Source organism: Streptomyces sp. NPDC026672 (genome assembly GCF_040638185.1).
In the GTDB taxonomy this organism is placed as follows: Bacteria; Actinomycetota; Actinomycetes; order Streptomycetales; family Streptomycetaceae; genus Streptomyces.
In genome coordinates this window covers 25,641-42,908 of the sequence record NZ_JBEZXS010000060.1, presented here as the reverse complement: position 1 = coordinate 42,908, position 17,268 = coordinate 25,641, and the positions used below count along the sequence as shown (strand labels likewise).

The window sequence follows — 17,268 nt, the reverse complement described above, 5'->3', positions numbered from 1 at the left end:
GGCGTGTGCTCCTCGCCGCCGCCCCCCCGCGCGGCCGCGGCGGGGGGTTGGGGGCGGGCGCCCTCAGTCGTTGGGGGGCCGTCGGGGGCGCCCCGGGGCGCCCCTCCACGTCGTAGCGCGGCGGAAAGCCGTCAGTCCTCGTCCTCGCGGCGGACCGACAGCAGGTCCTCCAGCTGGCCCTCGCGGGCCTGGGCCGCGACGAAGAGCAGTTCGTCGCCCGGCTCCAGGGAGTCCTCCCTGGACGGCGTCAGCACCCGGGTCCCGCGGATGATCGTCACCAGCGAGGTGTCCTCGGGCCACTGGACGTCCCCGACCTGTGTGCCGGCCAGCGCCGACTCCTCCGGCAGGGTCAGCTCGACCAGGTTGGCGTCGCCGTGGCTGAAGCGCAGCAGCCGGACCAGGTCGCCGACGCTCACCGCCTCCTCCACCAGCGCGGACATCAGACGCGGCGTGGACACGGCGACGTCCACGCCCCACGCCTCGTTGAACAGCCACTCGTTCTTCGGGTTGTTCACCCGGGCGACGACGCGCGGCACTCCGTACTCCGTCTTCGCCAGCAGGGAGACGACCAGGTTGACCTTGTCGTCGCCCGTCGCGGCGATCACCACGTTGCAGCGCTGGAGGGCCGCCTCGTCCAGGGACGTGATCTCGCAGGCGTCGGCCAGCAGCCACTCCGCCTGCGGCACCCGCTCGACCGAGATCGCGGTCGGCGCCTTGTCGATCAGCAGGACCTCGTGACCGTTCTCCAGCAGCTCGCCCGCGATCGAGCGGCCCACGGCGCCGGCACCGGCAATGGCGACCCTCATCAGTGACCGACCTCCTCTTCGGGACCCTGGGCGAACACGGCCTCGACCTTGTCCACCTCGTCCGTCCGCATCATCACGTGCACGAGGTCGCCCTCCTGGAGCACCGTCTGCGAGGTCGGCAGGACCGCCTCGCCGAGCCGGGTCAGGAACGCGACGCGGACGCCGGTCTCCTCCTGGAGCCTGCTGATCTTGTGGCCCACCCACGCCTCGGACGTGTGCACCTCGGCCAGCTGCACACCGCCGGTGGGGTCGCGCCACAGCGGCTCGGCACCGGAGGGCAGCAGCCTGCGCAGCATCTGGTCGGCCGTCCAGCGGACCGTCGCCACCGTCGGGATGCCGAGCCGCTGGTAGACCTCGGCACGGCGGGGGTCGTAGATACGGGCCGCGACGTTCTCCACGCCGAACATCTCGCGGGCCACCCGCGCCGAGATGATGTTGGAGTTGTCACCGCTGGAGACGGCGGCGAACGCGCCCGCCTCCTCGATGCCGGCCTCGCGCAGGGTGTCCTGGTCGAAGCCGACGCCGGTGACCCGGCGTCCCGTGAATCCCGGGCCGAGCCGACGGAAGGCGGTGGGGTCCTGGTCGATCACGGCGACCGTGTGCCCCTGTTGCTCCAGGGTCTGGGCGAGAGCGGAACCCACTCTCCCGCAGCCCATGATGACGATGTGCACAACCGTCCTTCCGGTGTTCAAAAATGACTGCTCAGCCCCATCAGGGTCTCAGACCGAGGCCCAAGCTACACACGCACCGTCCGGGCTGGGGACCCCCGTGCGGGGGTTTGCCGCGATCAGCGGCGAGTGATGCTGCGCACGCTGCACAACGTGAGGATTCCGAGGACGACGAGGGCGGCCACGGCACCGATCAGCTCTGCGGTCGCGGGCATGGAACCTCCGAAAGAGCGAGGAGGGACGGGGTTTGCCATCTAGGCACGGGGGGAAGACCGACCACGGAATCCGCACGCTCACGGGTCTTGGAGTTCACTCAAGAGGCAGATCCGGGACCACGGGTGGGCGGGTGGGTGTTCGACGGCCTACCATCCTCTGTCGTGTCCAAACTGACCGACGTGCCCAAACGGATCCTGATCGGGCGCGCTCTGCGCAGCGACCGGCTGGGCGAAACGCTCCTGCCGAAGCGCATCGCACTCCCCGTCTTCGCCTCCGACCCGCTGTCCTCCGTCGCGTACGCGCCAGGCGAGGTCCTGCTGGTCCTGTCCATCGCGGGCGTGTCGGCCTACCACTTCAGCCCCTGGATCGCGCTCGCGGTCGTCGTGCTGATGTTCACGGTGGTCGCCTCCTACCGGCAGAACGTCCACGCCTACCCGAGCGGCGGCGGCGACTACGAGGTCGCCACCACCAACCTGGGCCCCAAGGCCGGCCTCACCGTCGCCAGCGCCCTGCTCGTCGACTACGTCCTCACCGTCGCCGTCTCCATCGCCTCCGGCATCGAGAACCTGGGCTCCGCGGTCCCCTTCGTCGTCGAGCACAAGGTGCTGTGCGCGATCGCCGTGATCGTGCTGCTGACCCTGATGAACCTGCGCGGGGTCAAGGAGTCCGGCTCCCTCTTCGCGATCCCGACGTACGTCTTCGTCGCCGGTGTCTTCATCATGATCGCGTGGGGCGCCTTCCGCGGGCTGGTCCTCGGCGACACCATGCGCGCGCCCACCGCCGGCTTCCACATCAAGGCCGAGCACCAGGGCCTCGCCGGCTTCGCCCTCGTCTTCCTGATGCTGCGCGCCTTCTCCTCCGGCTGCGCCGCGCTCACCGGCGTCGAGGCGATCTCCAACGGCGTGCCCGCCTTCCGCAAGCCCAAGTCGAAGAACGCGGCGACCACGCTCGCGATGATGGGCCTGCTCGCCGTGACCATGTTCTGCGGCATCATCGTGCTCGCCATGGCCACCAACGTCCGCATGGCCGAGAACCCGGCCGGGGACCTCCTGCGCGACGGCGTCCCGATCGGCCCGGACTACGTCCAGAACCCGGTGATCTCCCAGGTCGCCGAGGCCGTCTTCGGCAAGGGCAGCTTCCTGTTCATCGTCCTCGCCGCGGCCACCGCGCTCGTGCTGTTCCTCGCGGCCAACACCGCGTACAACGGCTTCCCGCTGCTCGGCTCGATCCTCGCCCAGGACCGCTACCTCCCGCGCCAGCTGCACACCCGCGGCGACCGCCTCGCCTTCTCCAACGGCATCGTGCTCCTCGCCGGCGCCGCCGCGCTGCTGGTGTTCATCTACGGCGCCGACTCCACCCGCCTCATCCAGCTCTACATCGTCGGCGTGTTCGTGTCCTTCACGCTCAGCCAGACCGGCATGGTCCGGCACTGGAACCGGCACCTCGCGGTCGAGAAGGACCCGGCGCGGCGCAGCCACATGATCCGCTCCCGGGCGATCAACGCGTTCGGCGCCTTCTTCACCGGCCTGGTGCTCGTCGTCGTGCTCGTCACCAAGTTCACGCACGGCGCCTGGGTCGCGCTGCTCGGCATGTGCATCTTCTACGCGACGATGACCGCGATCCGTAAGCACTACGACCGGGTCGCCGAGGAGATCGCGGCGCCCGAGGGCCCGAGCGACGACAGCGTACGGCCGTCCCGGGTCCGCTCGGTGGTGCTCATCTCCAAGATCCACCGCCCCACCCTGCGCGCCCTGGCCTACGCCAAGCTGATGCGCTCGGACTCCCTGGAGGCGCTCACCGTCAACGTCGACCCGGCCGAGACGAAGGCGCTGCGCGAGGAGTGGGAGCGGCGCGGCATCGACGTACCGCTGAAGGTCCTCGACTCGCCCTACCGCGAGATCACGCGGCCGATCATCGAGTACGTCAAGAACCTGCGCAAGGAGTCCCCGCGCGACGCGGTCTCGGTGATCATCCCCGAGTACGTCGTCGGCCACTGGTACGAGCACCTGCTCCACAACCAGAGCGCGCTGCGGCTCAAGGGCCGGCTACTGTTCACCCCCGGCGTGATGGTGACGTCGGTGCCCTACCAGCTCCAGTCCTCCGAAGCGGCCCGCGACCGCGCCCGGCGGCGCCAGGAGTGGAGCGCCCCGGGTGCGGTGCGCCGCGGCCCGGTGTCGGCGAGGCCGAAGGAGCCGAGCGGTACCGGCGGCACCGGCGGGGGCGTGGGCGGTGGTGTCGGCGGCGCCAAGGAGTGACGGTGCCGCCCGTCGGGCGGACGGACGGGCGCGGGGGACGCCGTAGACTGGTGGGCTGTTGTCGGTCCGGTCTGCGGGCCGTTACCCGTTCCCCCGTCTGGAGTCACCCCGCCATGCAGGCAGAACCGAAGAAGTCGCAGGCGAGGTCGCTGGTCGGGGAGGAGTACGAGGTCGAGATCGGCCCCGTCGCCCACGGCGGCCACTGCATCGCCCGCACCGCCGAGGGCCAGGTCCTCTTCGTCCGGCACGCGCTGCCGGGCGAGCGGGTCGTGGCCCGGGTGACGGAGGGCGAGGAGGGCGCACGCTTCCTGCGCGCCGACGCGGTGACCGTGCTGGAGGCGTCCAAGGACCGCGTCGAGACCCCCTGCCCCTACGCCGGACCCGGCGGCTGCGGCGGCTGCGACTGGCAGCACGCCAAGCCGGGCGCCCAGCGCCGCCTCAAGGGCGAGGTGATCGCCGAGCAGTTGCAGCGCCTCGCGGGCCTCACCCCGGAGGAGGCCGGCTGGGACGGCACGGTCATGCCCGCCGAGGGCGACAAGCTGCCGGCGGGCGAGGTGCCGCAGTGGCGCACCCGCGTGCAGTACGCCGTGGACCCCGCGGGGTGCGCCGGGCTGCGCCGGCACCGCTCGCACGAGGTGGAGCGCATCGACCACTGCATGATCGCCGCGCCGGGCGTGAGCGAGCTGGGCATCGAGAAGCGCGACTGGTCCGGCATGGACACGGTGGAGGCGATCGCGGCGACCGGCTCGCAGGACCGCCAGGTGATCCTCACCCCGCGCCCCGGCGCCCGGCTGCCCCTGGTCGAGCTGGACCGGCCGGTGTCGGTGCAGCGCGTCGACGAGCGCTCGGGCGGGGTGCACCGGGTGCACGGGCGCCCCTTCGTGCGCGAGCGCGCCGACGGCCGCACGTACCGGGTGGGCAACGGCGGTTTCTGGCAGGTCCACCCGAAGGCGGCGGACACCCTGGTGACCGCGGTGATGCAGGGGCTGCTGCCGCGCAAGGGCGAGATGGCGCTCGACCTCTACTGCGGCGTCGGCCTGTTCGCGGGCGCGCTCGCCGACCGGCTCGGCGAGAAGGGCGCGGTGCTCGGCATCGAGTCGAGCAAGCGCGCGGTCGAGGACGCGCGGCACAACCTGACCGACTTCCCGCGGGTGCGGGTGGAACAGGGCAAGGTCGAGTCGGTCCTGCCACGCACGGGCATCACGGAGGTCGACCTGATCGTCCTCGACCCGCCCCGCGCGGGCGCGGGCCGCGTGACGGTCGCCCACCTCGCCTCCCTCGGCGCCCGCCGCATCGCCTACGTGGCCTGCGACCCGGCCGCCCTGGCCCGCGACCTGGCGTACTTCCGCGAGGGCGGCTACCGCGTCCGCTCACTCCGCGCGTTCGACCTGTTCCCGATGACGCATCACGTTGAATGCGTCGCGATCCTTGAGCCTGCCACAAAAGGTGCCTGACCTGCTGTTTCGTCGAGTGTGCATGATGTGCACCGTGGGCGTCACGGGCGACGTCCTGACGCATGTCCGACGCACGTGAGGCCCTTCCGGCCCACGTTTGACGCATGTTCTGGCGGTGCGTCGGGTGAGGTATTCGGTCAGCCGCGCGCTGACCGCCACGCGATCTGGCACAACGACGTCACCGGACAAACCGTCCTACGCTCACTGATCGCTACGATCGCTGACCCCTTGGACCAGATCATCTAGGGCCGCGCCGTGCGACGGCGCCCGCGAGTACCGTGCATGGCCCTGCGGCGAACTCCCTTTGGCGTCCAGCGGCGTTACGGGTGCAAGCAGGGATTGGCGCCGGCCCTGGCTGCGTCAGACCTTCTCGGCCACGACCCGGGTGTGGTCCGCGGTGAGCATGGAGATGTCTTCGACGTCGGACGTCAGGATCGTGACACGACCCGGCTGGGCGAGGGCGGTGGCGCAGAGCATGGCATCGATGGCGTACTCATGGCCGTGCAGTCCGGCTGTGCGCAGCAGGGTCGCCGCTGACTGGGCGGTGGCCTGAGTGACCGGCTCGACGCGCAGCCGGGAGAGCGTCCATTTCAGCGCGGCGTCATTGATCCGGGGGTGGATCACCTGGACCAGCACTGCGGCCGAAGTGACAACGGGCCAGTCGGCGTCGCGGGCGGCGGTGAGCCACTCGTGGACCTCGCGGTCGCGCTGGACGGCCTTGGCCAGTCCCTCACTGTCCAGGATCAGAGCGCCACTCACGCGGCCGCACCGGCCCCGGAGGAGGGGGTGCCGGTGAGTCTGCCCCGCTTGGCGGCCACGGCCTCCGGATCGGCGGGGCCGTTGACACTCTCGAAGTCGGCGATCAGCTCGTCCAGGCTGTCGCGCTCGATCTGCCGCTGCGCGGCCTTCTCCAGGTAGGCGGATACGCCCCGCTTCCCGACCCGCTCGCGGATTGCCTGCAGAGTGCCGGCGGCAAGGGAGACGGAGATGCCGCTGGTGGGGCCGTCGCCGGGGAGGAAGTTGGTGTCGTCGTCAGCCATGACGCGAGTATAGCATTTCGAATGCTATAAAGCGGAGTCCTGGCTGATTCCCTGCTCGCGCCAGGGCCTCCGTCGCCGAGAGTCGGAGGGGCTTCCGTGCCGGGTGGGTCGTGCGTCAAGAGATCGCACGTAGCGCCCGTAACGCACATCGAACCCGGCCAGAATTGCTCTCGTCGCCCCGCTGAGCTGCGGTTTTCTTTCACATGCTTTTGATTCACATGTTCTCGATGACGCATCACGTGGAGTGCGTGGCGATCCTGGAGCCCGCGGCGAAGGGCGCCTGACCTGCTGTTCCGGGGCCCCGGCGGAGCCGATCGGACAGGGCGGAGATGACCGCGAGACGGTCGTTCGACGGCGGTTGGTGGGCGACGGTGACGGACGATTCGCTGCACATCACCCCCCGTTTCACGGGTAACTCCGTGGATGTCGTGCGGTACGTGGACGTGAGGGAGCGTGAGCGGTTCCTCGCGGACACCTTCGGCAGCCAGGAGTGGCTGTGGGACACGCCCGATGTCTTCCGGTTCGCCCCGGACAGTCGGGAACTGGTCGGGGTCGAACTCCAGATGCCGTACCTGTCCGCTGCCGCCGAGATCTTCACCCGCCTTCCCGTCATGCCTGCCGTACGCCCGGGCGGGCTCCGCGCGGACGAGGTCCGGGACTTCCGGCACGAGATGTGCACGGTGCTGTGCCGCGCTCCCGGGGACGCGGTGCTGGTCTGTCTGCGCGACCTCGACGTACTGGACGAGCCGTTGGAGGCCCGTATCGGCATCGCTCCTGATGTCGCGCTCCTCGTCCAGCGCGGCGCCGTCGTCGGCTGGAGCCTCACCGATCCCGCCCGCCATCTGACAACCCCCTACGTCGCTCCCGACCCCACCCCGCCGTCCCCGGGCACCCGCGCGCTGCTCAGTTCCTGCATGGACCTGATCTCGGATCCGCTGCTCGGAGAGGTGGAGGACGGTGAGCCGGCCGCCTTGGCCCGGCTCCGGGAGGTCCACCAGGCACTGCGCGCCCAGTGCGAGGACCGGCACCGCGCCGACGCCCTCCTCGCGCTCATCGGCAACTTGGTGGAGGACTACGGGGACTGGTGACCTCGGAGCAGTGGTGGTGCTCCAGTGGTTGTGGCTCTCCGTTAGGGAACCGCCACGAAAGGTGCTCGGTGCGTGCGAAAATCCCACCGGTCGATCAGCACCGTGGAGAGGGCGTGCCGCCCGCCGCACCCGGGGGAGGGGAGCCTCGTATGGCCCTGCTGTCGTCGAGTCCGAAGTGGCCCACCCTTCCCGGCTATGTCCACGACTGGGCGCTGGTGGACGTGGAGACCTCCGGGCTGAGACCCGGCCGGGACCGCATCCTCTCGCTTGCGATCCTCACGCTGGACGCGCATGGCCGCCGGACGGGGGAGTTCTCCACCCTCCTGAACCCGGGCTGCGACCCCGGCCCCGTGCACATCCACGGCCTCACCCCGGCCCGTCTCGCCGGCGCTCCCACCTTCGAGGAGATCGCACCGCAGGTAGGGACACTGCTCAGCTCCCGCGTCCTGGTCGCCCACAACGCGCAGTTCGACTACGACTTCCTGGCCCACGAGTTCGCCCACGTCCGTTCCTGGGTCCCGGTGAGCCGACGGCTGTGCACGCTGGCTCTGAACCGTCTGGTCGGGCCTGCGACGCCCGATCTCAAGCTGGGCACGCTCGCCGCGCACTACGGGGTGCGCCAGGAGAGGGCCCACGACGCGCAGGACGACGTACGGGTGCTCTCCGGCATTCTGCGCGGCTCGTTGAGCGCGGCCGAGCGACTGGGCCTGTCCCTGCCGCTCCTGGAGTGCCCGCCCCGCCAGGACTACAAGCCGTACGTCCCCAAGACGCCCTGTGCGTACCGCAATCCGGGCCGTTTCACGGCGGGTGGGCCCCTGGTACAGGGCATGAAGGTCGCCATCACCGGGGAGACCCGCGTCTCCCGTGAGGAACTGATCGCCCGGTCGGTGGCGGCCGGACTGAACATGATGACGTCGGTCAGCGGCCGGACCAGCGTCGTCGTCACCAACGACCCCGGCGCCGGATCCGCCAAGCTGGATCGTGCCGCGACCGAGGGCGTCCCGCTCGTGGACGAGCCGACCTATCTGCGGCTGTTGGAGAGTGTGCGGCCCGGCCAGGCCAAGGGCGCCGCCCGGGAGCGGCGCGCGGCGGAGACACCCGTGCGTGCACCCACCGTGCTGCCTGCGTCGACGCCGAGTGTTCCGGCACAGCGGACCGCCGCACCGGCCGCATCCACTGCCACGGCGGACCGGTCGCTCACCGGGAGCAGGGTTCTGGTCCTGGGCGGTACCCATGACGAGGCCGCCGAGGCACGTGCGCGTGCTGTCGCCCTTGGCGCCTCCGCTGCCGTCAATCTCTCCGCCGGTGTGACCGACGTCGTCGTGCTGCCCGGCGGCGAAACGGACCGGCGCATGAGTCGCATCGCCGCGCTCGGCCTCCGCGTGCACGACGCCGCCTGGCTCCTCGCACCGACGGCTATGCCCACGCGTGTGCCGACACGGAGCGCGGTCGGCGACCAGCCGGACACGGCAGCGGTATGGGTCCGAGGCGCCGTCATCGACCTGTCCGACACCGGCACGGCCTGGACGGTGGCCGCGACGTGGCGTCAGCAGACCGCCTGTGACGTGGACGTCGTCGCTTTCGCGGTCGACGCTCGGGAACAGGTGGCAGGCGACGAGGACTTCGTCTTCTACGGAGCCCCCGAGCATCCGGACGGCACGGTGCGGCTCGCCACGGACGGTCCGACGGAACAGGCCGTCACCGCCGACCTGGAGCGTCTGCCTTTCGAGGTCCACCGGGTCGTGATCGCCGCCGCGATCGACGGGGCCGCGACCTTCTCCGACGTCGGGGCCATCGAGATCACCGCCACCCGCGGGATCGGCGCGGCTGCGACCGCCCGGGCCACCCTGGACGCCGCCACCACCGAGCGCACCATGATCCTCGCCGAGCTCTACCGCCGCGGAGAAGGCTGGCGGCTGCGCGCCGTCGGGCAGGGCTACGACCACGGCCTGGCCGACCTGGCCCGCGGCTACGGAGTCGACGTCACCGACTGACCGACGGGGCCCGTTCGAGAGGGGTGGCCGAGGGATGCGTGATCGTGAGCGATCCCGAGGACGCCTAGATACCACGCAGGTATCATCGCTGTATGGCGATGACGCTTCGGCTCCCCGATGACCTTGATGCGAAGCTCACCGAGCGTGCTCGGCGGGAGGGGCGCAGTAAGCAGGAGCTTGCCATCGAGGCCATTCGTGAGGCGCTGGATCGGGCCGAGTTGAAGGTCGATGACGTTCTGGCCGAGCTCATGGACAGCGACGCGGAGATCCTGGACTACCTCAAGTGACCGAAGTGCGGTACCTCCAGATCGATGAGGTCCTGGCCATTGCGTGTGCAGTCAACGGTACTGGGCACGGCGTGCGGGACATGGGGCTTCTGGTGTCGGCCGTCGAGCGGCCCCGGACCCATGTGTTCGGGGCCGAGTTGTATCCCACGCCGCACGAGAAGGCTGCGGCGCTGATGCACTCCGTCGCCCGTAATCACGCGCTGGTCGACGGGAACAAGCGCACCGCCTGGCTCGCCATGCGTGTCTTCCTGCGGTTCAACGGCGGCAGTGCAGGCACCGTCCCGCCGCCCGTCTCCGTCGCTGGGCCGTTCGTTGAGGATGTTGCGCAGGACATCGTTGATGTGCCGGTCGTCGCCGGGCGGTTGGCGGTCTGGTTTCCCGTGTCCTGACGTTCGATGGTAGGGGAGTTGTGACGGTCCGGATGGTCAGGGGTGGGTTGTCCGAGAGGTCACGGTTGTGCATCGGGGGCTGAGGAAGGGCGACGTGTGAGGTGACGGATCGTCATGCTTCGTGACGGGGAGTTCTCGTCCGCGGCAAGGGGGATCCGTGGTGCGTTCGTGGTGCCGGAACGTCGTCGCTCTGATGACCGTGGGCATTCTGACGGTGGGTACGGCGGCGTGTTCCGGGGGTGGTGCGGACGACAGCGCGCCGTCACGGCCCCGGGAGCGGATCATGGTGGCCGTCTCGGGGGATCGGCCGTACGGGACCTGGGGTCCCGCGGACCGGTCCGGTGCCGTGTGGAGCAGTCCTGACGGAGGTTCCTGGCAGCGTCGCGCCACCCTGCCCGCGTCCCTGTACGGGGTGGCCGCGTCCCGTGACCGGGCCGTGGCCGTGGGGACGGACCGGGCCGGGCGCGGAGTGGTGTACGGCAGTGACGACGGTCTCCGCTGGAAGCGTGCCGCGAACCTGCCGACTCCGCTGGCCGACGTGGCCCTCGGCGCCGGCGGGACCTGGCTGGCGGTCGGGTCGGACGGCGGTCCCAGGGGGCGGATCCCGGTGTACCGCAGCACCGACGGCCGTTCCTGGCAGGAGGTTTCGGTCTACGAGTCGTCCCGTGCCGGCCTGCGTCCCCTGGCCCTCGCGCACGGCGGTGGCCGCTGGTTGATGCTGGTGTGGGACTGCGCCGGGGCGGCCCTGTGCGGCGTCCGGCCGTTGGCCAGTGTCGACCAGGGGCGCCATTGGTACCCGACGGCGGACGACCCCGGGCCTCCACGCAGCCTGGACGGCGAGGTGCCGTTCGGGCTCGCCGCCATGGCGGGTCCGGTGGGCCTCGCCCACGACGGGAAGCGGTGGGCGGCGGTCGGACCGCAGCGGGTGGGGCGTAAGCCTGCGTCGGGTGCGGGTGCGGGTGCGGGTGCGGGTGCGGGTGCTGGTGGTGGTGCTGGTGAGGGCGGGAGTGCTCGCGGGCGGGTGAGTGGGAGTCCGACCGGGCATGTGTGGACCGACACCAAGTGGAGCCCCGGCGAACCGGCGCTCACCGCGGCGACGTTCTCCCACGGCACCTGGTTCGCCGCTGCCGGTCCGGTCGACGCGGGCGAGGGGACCCAGGGGGCATCGGGTGGTGGGGCCTCCGTCCGGGTGTGGTCCAGTCGCGATCTGCGGGCGTGGACCCCGGCCGGGACCGTGGCGGCGCCCGTGCGCGACCTCACCGTATTCGATCCCGAGGCGGCGCGGCCCGGCACCGGACGGCCCGCCGGCGCCGGTGCGAACGCCGCGCTCCGGATCGACGCGGACGCCCTGCGGGCCGTGCCCGCGAAGGGCGCGGCGGCGCGGACGTTCGCCTACGACCGCGGCCCGCTGGCCCTCACGAAGTGGCTGACCGACCACTACGGTCCGCCCACGGACCGGCGGGAGATCGCCGGGGACGGTATCTGCTCGCGGGACGAGACGCTGCTGCGCTGGGACGGGCTGAGCGTCATGTTCCCCGGCGACGACCCGGCCGCCGCCACCTCGTTCCACGTCACCCACGCCCTGACCTGGGCGGTCGAGGACGACCTGCGGAGGGTGCGGGGCGCGGAAGGGATCGGGCTCGGGGCGGCCAGGACCGAGGTGGACCGGGCGGCGCCCGGCGCCGAGTCGATCGAGTACGAGGACACCCTCACCATTCTCCTGGCTGAGGGGAAGCAGGGTTCGGCGGAGGGGGAGCCGGGTTCGGAGGCGGGGGTCGTGGCCGAACTGATCCGGGACCGGGTCACGGCCCTCCACGCGCCCGAGGCGCTCGTGGACGTCTGTTAGACGTCTGTTGGTCGGCAGTCGAGGCATCGGAAGACCTAGGGGGAGACCAACGATGGCGGGTACGACGGGGGCAGCGGGTACGGGGGCAAGTACCGGGTCAGGTGCGGGGGGTGGGGCCGGCACCGGTTCGGGCGGCGCGGCCGGGGGCGGGGGCAGGGGCGGGGGCTCCGGGAGTTCCGGCGGTTCCGGCGGCGCCGGGAGCGGCGGCGGTACCGGAGGTTCCGGTGCCGCGGGAAGTGGGCGGCGTCGGCCGCGGTGGCTGCGTAGCGCGTGGGCCCGGATGAGCGTGCTGCGGCGCGGTCTGGTGGCCGGGGGACTCACCCTGACGGCGATCTTGCTGATCGTCCTGACCTCGATCCTCGCTCCGATCGGTGACAAGGTCGTGGACCGGGCCTCCGACCACGTGCCCGGCCTCGGCCCGGAGAAGCCGGGCCCGCCCACGGTGGTCACCGACAGCCGGGCCGGGGCGTACTGCGACGGCCTGAGCTGGCTGGTGCCGGCGAAGGCGGCCACGCTCCGCGTCCCCGAAGGGGTGGAGTGGCCGAAGTGGGCCCGGGACAACAAAGCGGTCCGGGCCGACCCCCAGATGATCGGCTTCCACCTCCAGGGGACCTCGTCGGCCGAGGTGGTGCTGAGCGATCCGGAAGTGGTCGTCGACAAGCGGCGTCCACCGCTCAAGGGCACACAGGCCAAGGTCTTCTGCGGCGGCACGAAGCCGTACCGCTATGTCGAGATCGATCTGGACCAGGAACACCCCACGCTGAAACCGGTGGGTGCCGACGCCGACGGGCGGGCGATCGACTTCCCCTACCGGGTGACCCTGGCCGACTCCGAACTCTTCGCGGCGCAGGCCGTGTCGACCCGCTCCGACGTGGACTGGCACATCGAGGTGCGGTGGAGTTCGGCGGGCGAGCACGGCACCCTCGTCATCGACGACCACGGGAAGCCCTTCCGGGTGACCGCGACCTCGGGACGGACCGCCGAGTGCGCGTGGACCGAGGGCGGCCTGTTCCTGGCCGGGCAGTCCAAGGGGTGCGAGGGGCCGGGCCGTTGAGGTTCCACCGGGGTGTCCGTCTGCTGCTCGCGCTGACCGCGCCGCTGTGGGCGTCGACCGGCTGCTCCGCCGACGGCGAGCCCGCTCCCGTCGGGTCCTACCACCCGGCGCAGCCGGTCGAGTTGGTGGAGACGGCCGAGGCGGACGGCCCGGTGGTCGTCGCGGGCGGCGCGTTGTGGTGGAACACGACGACGACGTCGTCCGTCACCGGCCGCGGCCTGGACACGCTGAAGGCGATCACCCGCGTCCAGACCCGGGCGGAGAAGAAGGCCCTGCCCCGATCCGTGCTCCGCGACCCCGCCCGGGCACTGCTCGGCGCCTTCGGTTCGCTGTGGACGACGGACGGGACGTACCTGCGGCGTTACGACCCGCGGAGGGCGCTGGCCGACCCGGACGGCGCCCCGCGGGCCGAGATCGAGCTGACCGGCACGCCCCCGGACCCGGCGTTCGTGTTCGAGATCCCGTTGGTCGAGGCGTTCGGCTCGGTCTGGGTGATGGCGCCGACCGAACCGGACGCCGGAGCCCGTGACCGGGGGACGGCCGGTGACCGGCGTGGCTCACGACTGCTGCGCGTCGACCCAGGGGAGAACCGGGTCACCGGCGAGTTCCCGGTGGGCGACATGTCGTTCGGCACCGGCGAGGTCGCCGTGGGCCACGACCGCCTCTACGTCCCCACGTCGGACGGCATCGCGGCCCTCGACCCCCGCACGCTGGAGGTCACCGCCCGCACGGACTCCGCCGCCCTGGAGGGGACGGTCGGCGGCCTCGGCCACATGGCGCTCCTCCGGGGCAGCCTGCTGGTGCAGACCTCCGGCTACGAACTCCCCCACACCGTGGCCCGCTTCGACGCGACGACGCTCGATCTCGTCGACAACGCGACCCAGCCCCTGCCGGGGACGTCGGAGACGCTGACCAATCCGATGCTGGGCCGGCGCCACGAGGTCTGGACACCGTCCGGCACCGGAGTGATCCGGCTGCGCACCCAGGGCGGTGGCACACCCACCACCAACTCGCTGCGCGCCGACGACCTGGTGGCCCAGGAGACGCTTCCGTGGATCTGCGACGACCCCCCGGCGATCGAGCGACTCTCCCCGGGCGGTGGCATCGTCTGGGGCACGGGTCTGACCGAGGGCATCTGGGCCGTGCGCCCGGACCGCCTCCCCGTCACGTCGGTGCCCGGACCCGCGTCCACCGAAATCCGGTACTGCCCGGAGGATCCGGACGAGAGCGGGGACGGGTGAGAGAGGGGCGAGTGAGAGGGGGCCGGGTGGTTGTCGGCAGGCGGGAGGAGGGAACACTGCCGGGACCTGGCAGTGTTCCGATGCCGTCGGGGCGCCCATCATGGGGTGCGGGGAGCACTGTGAGGGCTCCGGTGCCGGTCGTGGCCGGTACCGGAGCCCGGAGTTGAGGAGGAGTGTGGTGTCGTTCCTGATCCCTCTCGGCGTCGCCGTGTTGATCGTCGTCGCCTGCACGATCGTCCTGGTGCGCAGGGACCGGCGCCTGATGGCGCCGAGTGCCGAGGGTCTTCGTATCGTGGCCGCGGCCACCGGGGAGATGCGTGAGTCCCGTCGCCGGGTGCGGAGTTACCGGAACCGGTACTTGCGCGAGCGGGACTGACCGGTCGGGCCCGAGCGGCCCCGACCGGAAGGGCCGTGCGGGCCCGACCGGAGGGGGCCGCGTGGATCAGCGGCGCGGGGCGGGTGGGCGTCGGGTCGTGGACGGGGGCAGGAGCGGGGCCCCTGATTCGGTGCGTTTGTGGGCCGCCTCCGTGATCGCCGGGTCGGCCGCGGCCGAGGTGAGGCCGTGGCGGTGCGCCTCCGCCGCCGTCTCGTAGAGTTCGTCCGCCGCCCGCAGCCGGGCGTCGACCGCCCGCCGGCGCTGCTCGGCGCGTTCGCCCGACGAGTCGACCCGGGCCCGCGCGGCCGCCAACCGGGTGTGCGCGGCGGCCAGTTCGTGACCGCGGGCCTGGCGGCGTTCGAGCGCCGAGCGGAAGCTGTCGACGTACGGGTGCTCGCGCAGCAGCCCGGCCAGCAGGCCGATCCCGCCGGAGAGCAGCAGGAGCGAGACGAACATCCAGTAGACGGTCTGCGGTTGGAGTTGCAGCCTGTCCGCCAGGGAGGGGACGCTCGTGGCCGCGCCGTCGAATCCGGCGGCGGCGCCCGTGGGCGCCTCCACCGGCGTCTCGGCCAGGACCGTCTTCGCGCGCAGGATGCCCAGCGTGATCGTGCAGCCCACCCAGAAGGCGAGGAACAGCAGGGCGGCCGGTCCCGCCGGACGGCTGGCGCCCGTCGCCCCGCGTTCGCGCAGCGCGCGGCCGACGAGATGCGGCACCGCCAGCATGAGCACGCCCACGGAGAGCGCCAGGGTCGCGTTGAGCACCCCGGAGCTGGAGCTGCCCACGCCGTGGAACGGTTCGAACGCCACCCAGTAGATGGGCACTTCGACCGCGAAGACCAGGACGAGCAGGAACAGGACCAGCTTCTCCGGCATCGCGGCGCGGGCCCGCAGCCCCTCCCAGCCCTCCACGGACGCGGCGACCGCACCCTGCGCGGGCGTCGGTGTCGCGGCCGGATTCGGGTCGGCCGCCACGGGGTTGAGGCTCTGGTAATCGTCGTCGTCGAAGTCGTCCGGCTTCGACGACGGACCCGTGCCGGCGTCGGGAGCGGTGGCGGTGGCGGCGTCGTCGGCGTCGGCGCGGTCCGTGGTGCCGGGGCGTGTCCCGGCGCCGGACCACGACCGCTCGAAGCGTTCGCGCACCGCGTCGCGCAGCCGCTGCCAGCGCATCGCCCGGTGGGCGAGCAGGTCGAGCTGCTCGCGGGCGCGGCGCACGTCGTGCTCCGCCTCGACCAGCCGGGTCTGGGCGAGGGCGACCCCCGCCTCCTCCCGCACGATCCGGTTGCGGGCCTCGGCGTCCTCTCCAGAGGCCCGGGTCTCCCGGTCGGCGGCCTCCTCCTCCATCAGTTCGCGCACGAGGTCGCGGCGGGCGGCCAGTTCGGCCGCGTACGGCGGCAGGACGCCGCTGGACAGCACGACGACGTCGAGCGCCGTGCCGCCGCCGTCCTCGGCGCCCTGCTTCCGCGCCCGTTCGACGAGCCGTCGCTGCGCGCGGTCGTCCAGGACCAGGGGCATGCGCCGCACGTCGGGCCGGGGCTGCCGGCCGAACGCGGCGAAGACGCGGCGCCGCGAGCCGTCCTCGCGGCGCAGCACACGGTCGATCGGGGAGCGCCGCGCAGTGGGCTCGTCGGGGTCGCTATTCGGCGTCGTGGTGGACATGTGCCTTCGCCCGTGTCGTGAGGATGTCGGTCCAGAACTGGTCGAAGCCCTCGTAGGTGGAGGGTTCGCGGGTCGGGTTCTTGCCGTAGCCGACCGTGTAGAGGTCCATCCCGCGCAGCGCCGGGAGTTCCCGGCCGGCCAGGAGCTTGTTGACGGCCCGGGTGCGCTCGGCCTTGGTCGTCAGGGGTTCCCTGGAGAGGCGGAACTCCCGGTCGGCCTGGTCGAAGTCGCTGACCGCGAGGACGCTCGCGTGGTCCGCCGCGCCGTCCTGCGTCTCGCGCAGGGTCTGGGCGATGCGGCCGAGCGCGCCGAGCACGTCCGAGCCGTTCTGGCCCCGGGCGCAGTCGAGCATCTCGACGGACGCGTTGATCGCGGTGTTGCGGGCCCGCTGCCGCAGCACCTCGCGGTCGTCGGTGCTCGTCCTCGGCCTCGGGTCGAGGTCGACGGGCGAGCGACGGCACGACGAGGTCCAGGAGGAGGCCGTCACGGGCGCGTAGGCGAGCGAGGAGCAGTTGCGGTCGTCCAGGAACGGGATCAGCGTCTCCTGGAGCTTCTTCTTGACGTCGATGCCGGTGTCGTCGCTGGTCCCGGAGCCGGAGCCGTCCACGACGAGGCCGCAGGGCACCTTGCCCGCGCCCTTGTCGTCGGACTTCCAGGGCGGGTTGGAGCAGCCCGCGAGGCCCAGGGCCAGCGCGGCCGCCAGGACGACACGGAGGCGCACCGGATGCAGTGCGTTGTTCATGCGACTCGCTTTCACAGCAGTGGTGGGGTGGATCGAGGTACGGCACGACGACGCACCCGCGCGCCGGGGGTGACGCCCGGCGGGCGAGGACGAACGGCGCCGTACGCGCCCGACCTAGGCCGCGTTTCGAAAGTCCCGCCTGGCCCGCGACGCCTG

The 17,268-nt window shown here is 71.9% G+C and carries 16 protein-coding genes; 10 read left to right on the top strand and 6 right to left on the bottom strand.

Going from position 1 to position 17,268, the window contains the following annotated elements; translation table 11 throughout:
* Positions 1–131: 131 nt before the first annotated feature.
* Positions 132–806, bottom strand: a complete 675-nt coding sequence (locus tag AB0F77_RS39295) for a TrkA family potassium uptake protein (protein ID WP_361958450.1) — start codon at positions 804–806, stop codon at positions 132–134.
* Positions 806–1,477, bottom strand: a complete 672-nt coding sequence (locus AB0F77_RS39290; protein ID WP_361958447.1) for a TrkA family potassium uptake protein — start codon at positions 1,475–1,477, stop codon at positions 806–808. The genes AB0F77_RS39295 and AB0F77_RS39290 overlap by 1 nt, the downstream gene beginning before the upstream one ends.
* 374 nt (positions 1,478–1,851) lie before the next feature.
* Here AB0F77_RS39290 and AB0F77_RS39285 point away from each other — a divergent pair, with 374 nt between their 5' ends.
* Together AB0F77_RS39285 and AB0F77_RS39280 are read left to right on the top strand one after the other, a co-directional pair.
* Positions 1,852–3,945, top strand: a complete 2,094-nt coding sequence (locus AB0F77_RS39285) for an APC family permease (protein WP_361958444.1) — start codon at positions 1,852–1,854, stop codon at positions 3,943–3,945.
* 113 nt (positions 3,946–4,058) lie between these two features.
* On the top strand, positions 4,059–5,399 hold the full coding sequence (locus tag AB0F77_RS39280; protein WP_361958441.1) for a TRAM domain-containing protein: 1,341 nt from the start codon (positions 4,059–4,061) through the stop codon (positions 5,397–5,399).
* 360 nt (positions 5,400–5,759) lie between these two features.
* On the opposite strand, the gene AB0F77_RS39275 is transcribed toward AB0F77_RS39280, so the two are convergent.
* Together AB0F77_RS39275 and AB0F77_RS39270 are read right to left on the bottom strand one after the other, a co-directional pair.
* Entirely contained in the window at positions 5,760–6,158 is a 399-nt protein-coding gene (locus AB0F77_RS39275) for a DNA-binding protein (protein ID WP_361958438.1), read from the bottom strand.
* Positions 6,155–6,439 (bottom strand): hypothetical protein, encoded by a 285-nt coding sequence (locus AB0F77_RS39270; protein ID WP_361958435.1) that lies wholly within the window; start codon positions 6,437–6,439, stop codon positions 6,155–6,157. Before AB0F77_RS39270 ends, AB0F77_RS39275 begins: the two co-directional genes overlap by 4 nt.
* 329 nt (positions 6,440–6,768) lie before the next feature.
* Between AB0F77_RS39270 and AB0F77_RS39265 the strand changes: the two genes are divergently transcribed.
* The 8 genes from AB0F77_RS39265 to AB0F77_RS39230 all read left to right on the top strand — a co-directional run bounded on the left by AB0F77_RS39265 (position 6,769) and on the right by AB0F77_RS39230 (position 14,714).
* Positions 6,769–7,527: a hypothetical protein gene (locus AB0F77_RS39265; RefSeq protein WP_361958432.1), complete on the top strand. Its 759-nt coding sequence runs from the start codon at positions 6,769–6,771 to the stop codon at positions 7,525–7,527.
* A 149-nt stretch (positions 7,528–7,676) separates the two neighbouring features.
* Positions 7,677–9,521 carry a TerD family protein gene (locus AB0F77_RS39260; protein ID WP_361958429.1) on the top strand — a complete coding sequence of 615 codons (1,845 nt, stop codon included), beginning with the start codon at positions 7,677–7,679 and terminating at the stop codon, positions 9,519–9,521.
* Between the two features lie 92 nt (positions 9,522–9,613).
* Positions 9,614–9,808 (top strand): ribbon-helix-helix protein, CopG family, encoded by a 195-nt coding sequence (locus AB0F77_RS39255; protein WP_361958426.1) that lies wholly within the window; start codon positions 9,614–9,616, stop codon positions 9,806–9,808.
* Positions 9,805–10,197 (top strand): Fic family protein, encoded by a 393-nt coding sequence (locus tag AB0F77_RS39250; protein ID WP_361958423.1) that lies wholly within the window; start codon positions 9,805–9,807, stop codon positions 10,195–10,197. Before AB0F77_RS39255 ends, AB0F77_RS39250 begins: the two co-directional genes overlap by 4 nt.
* Before the next feature lie 283 nt (positions 10,198–10,480).
* Positions 10,481–12,043, top strand: a complete 1,563-nt coding sequence (locus AB0F77_RS39245) for a hypothetical protein (RefSeq protein ID WP_361958420.1) — start codon at positions 10,481–10,483, stop codon at positions 12,041–12,043.
* 280 nt (positions 12,044–12,323) lie between these two features.
* Entirely contained in the window at positions 12,324–13,097 is a 774-nt protein-coding gene (locus AB0F77_RS39240; protein ID WP_361958417.1) for a hypothetical protein, read from the top strand.
* Entirely contained in the window at positions 13,094–14,338 is a 1,245-nt protein-coding gene (locus AB0F77_RS39235) for a hypothetical protein (RefSeq protein ID WP_361958414.1), read from the top strand. Before AB0F77_RS39240 ends, AB0F77_RS39235 begins: the two co-directional genes overlap by 4 nt.
* A gap of 178 nt (positions 14,339–14,516) precedes the next feature.
* Positions 14,517–14,714 carry a hypothetical protein gene (locus tag AB0F77_RS39230; protein ID WP_361958411.1) on the top strand — a complete coding sequence of 66 codons (198 nt, stop codon included), beginning with the start codon at positions 14,517–14,519 and terminating at the stop codon, positions 14,712–14,714.
* Positions 14,715–14,780: 66 nt separating this feature from the next.
* Here AB0F77_RS39230 and AB0F77_RS39225 read toward each other — a convergent pair whose 3' ends face one another.
* Together AB0F77_RS39225 and AB0F77_RS39220 are read right to left on the bottom strand one after the other, a co-directional pair.
* Positions 14,781–16,370 (bottom strand): hypothetical protein, encoded by a 1,590-nt coding sequence (locus AB0F77_RS39225; RefSeq protein WP_361958408.1) that lies wholly within the window; start codon positions 16,368–16,370, stop codon positions 14,781–14,783.
* Positions 16,348–17,112: a hypothetical protein gene (locus AB0F77_RS39220; RefSeq protein WP_361958405.1), complete on the bottom strand. Its 765-nt coding sequence runs from the start codon at positions 17,110–17,112 to the stop codon at positions 16,348–16,350. The genes AB0F77_RS39225 and AB0F77_RS39220 overlap by 23 nt, the downstream gene beginning before the upstream one ends.
* Between the last annotated feature and the right edge of the window lie 156 nt (positions 17,113–17,268).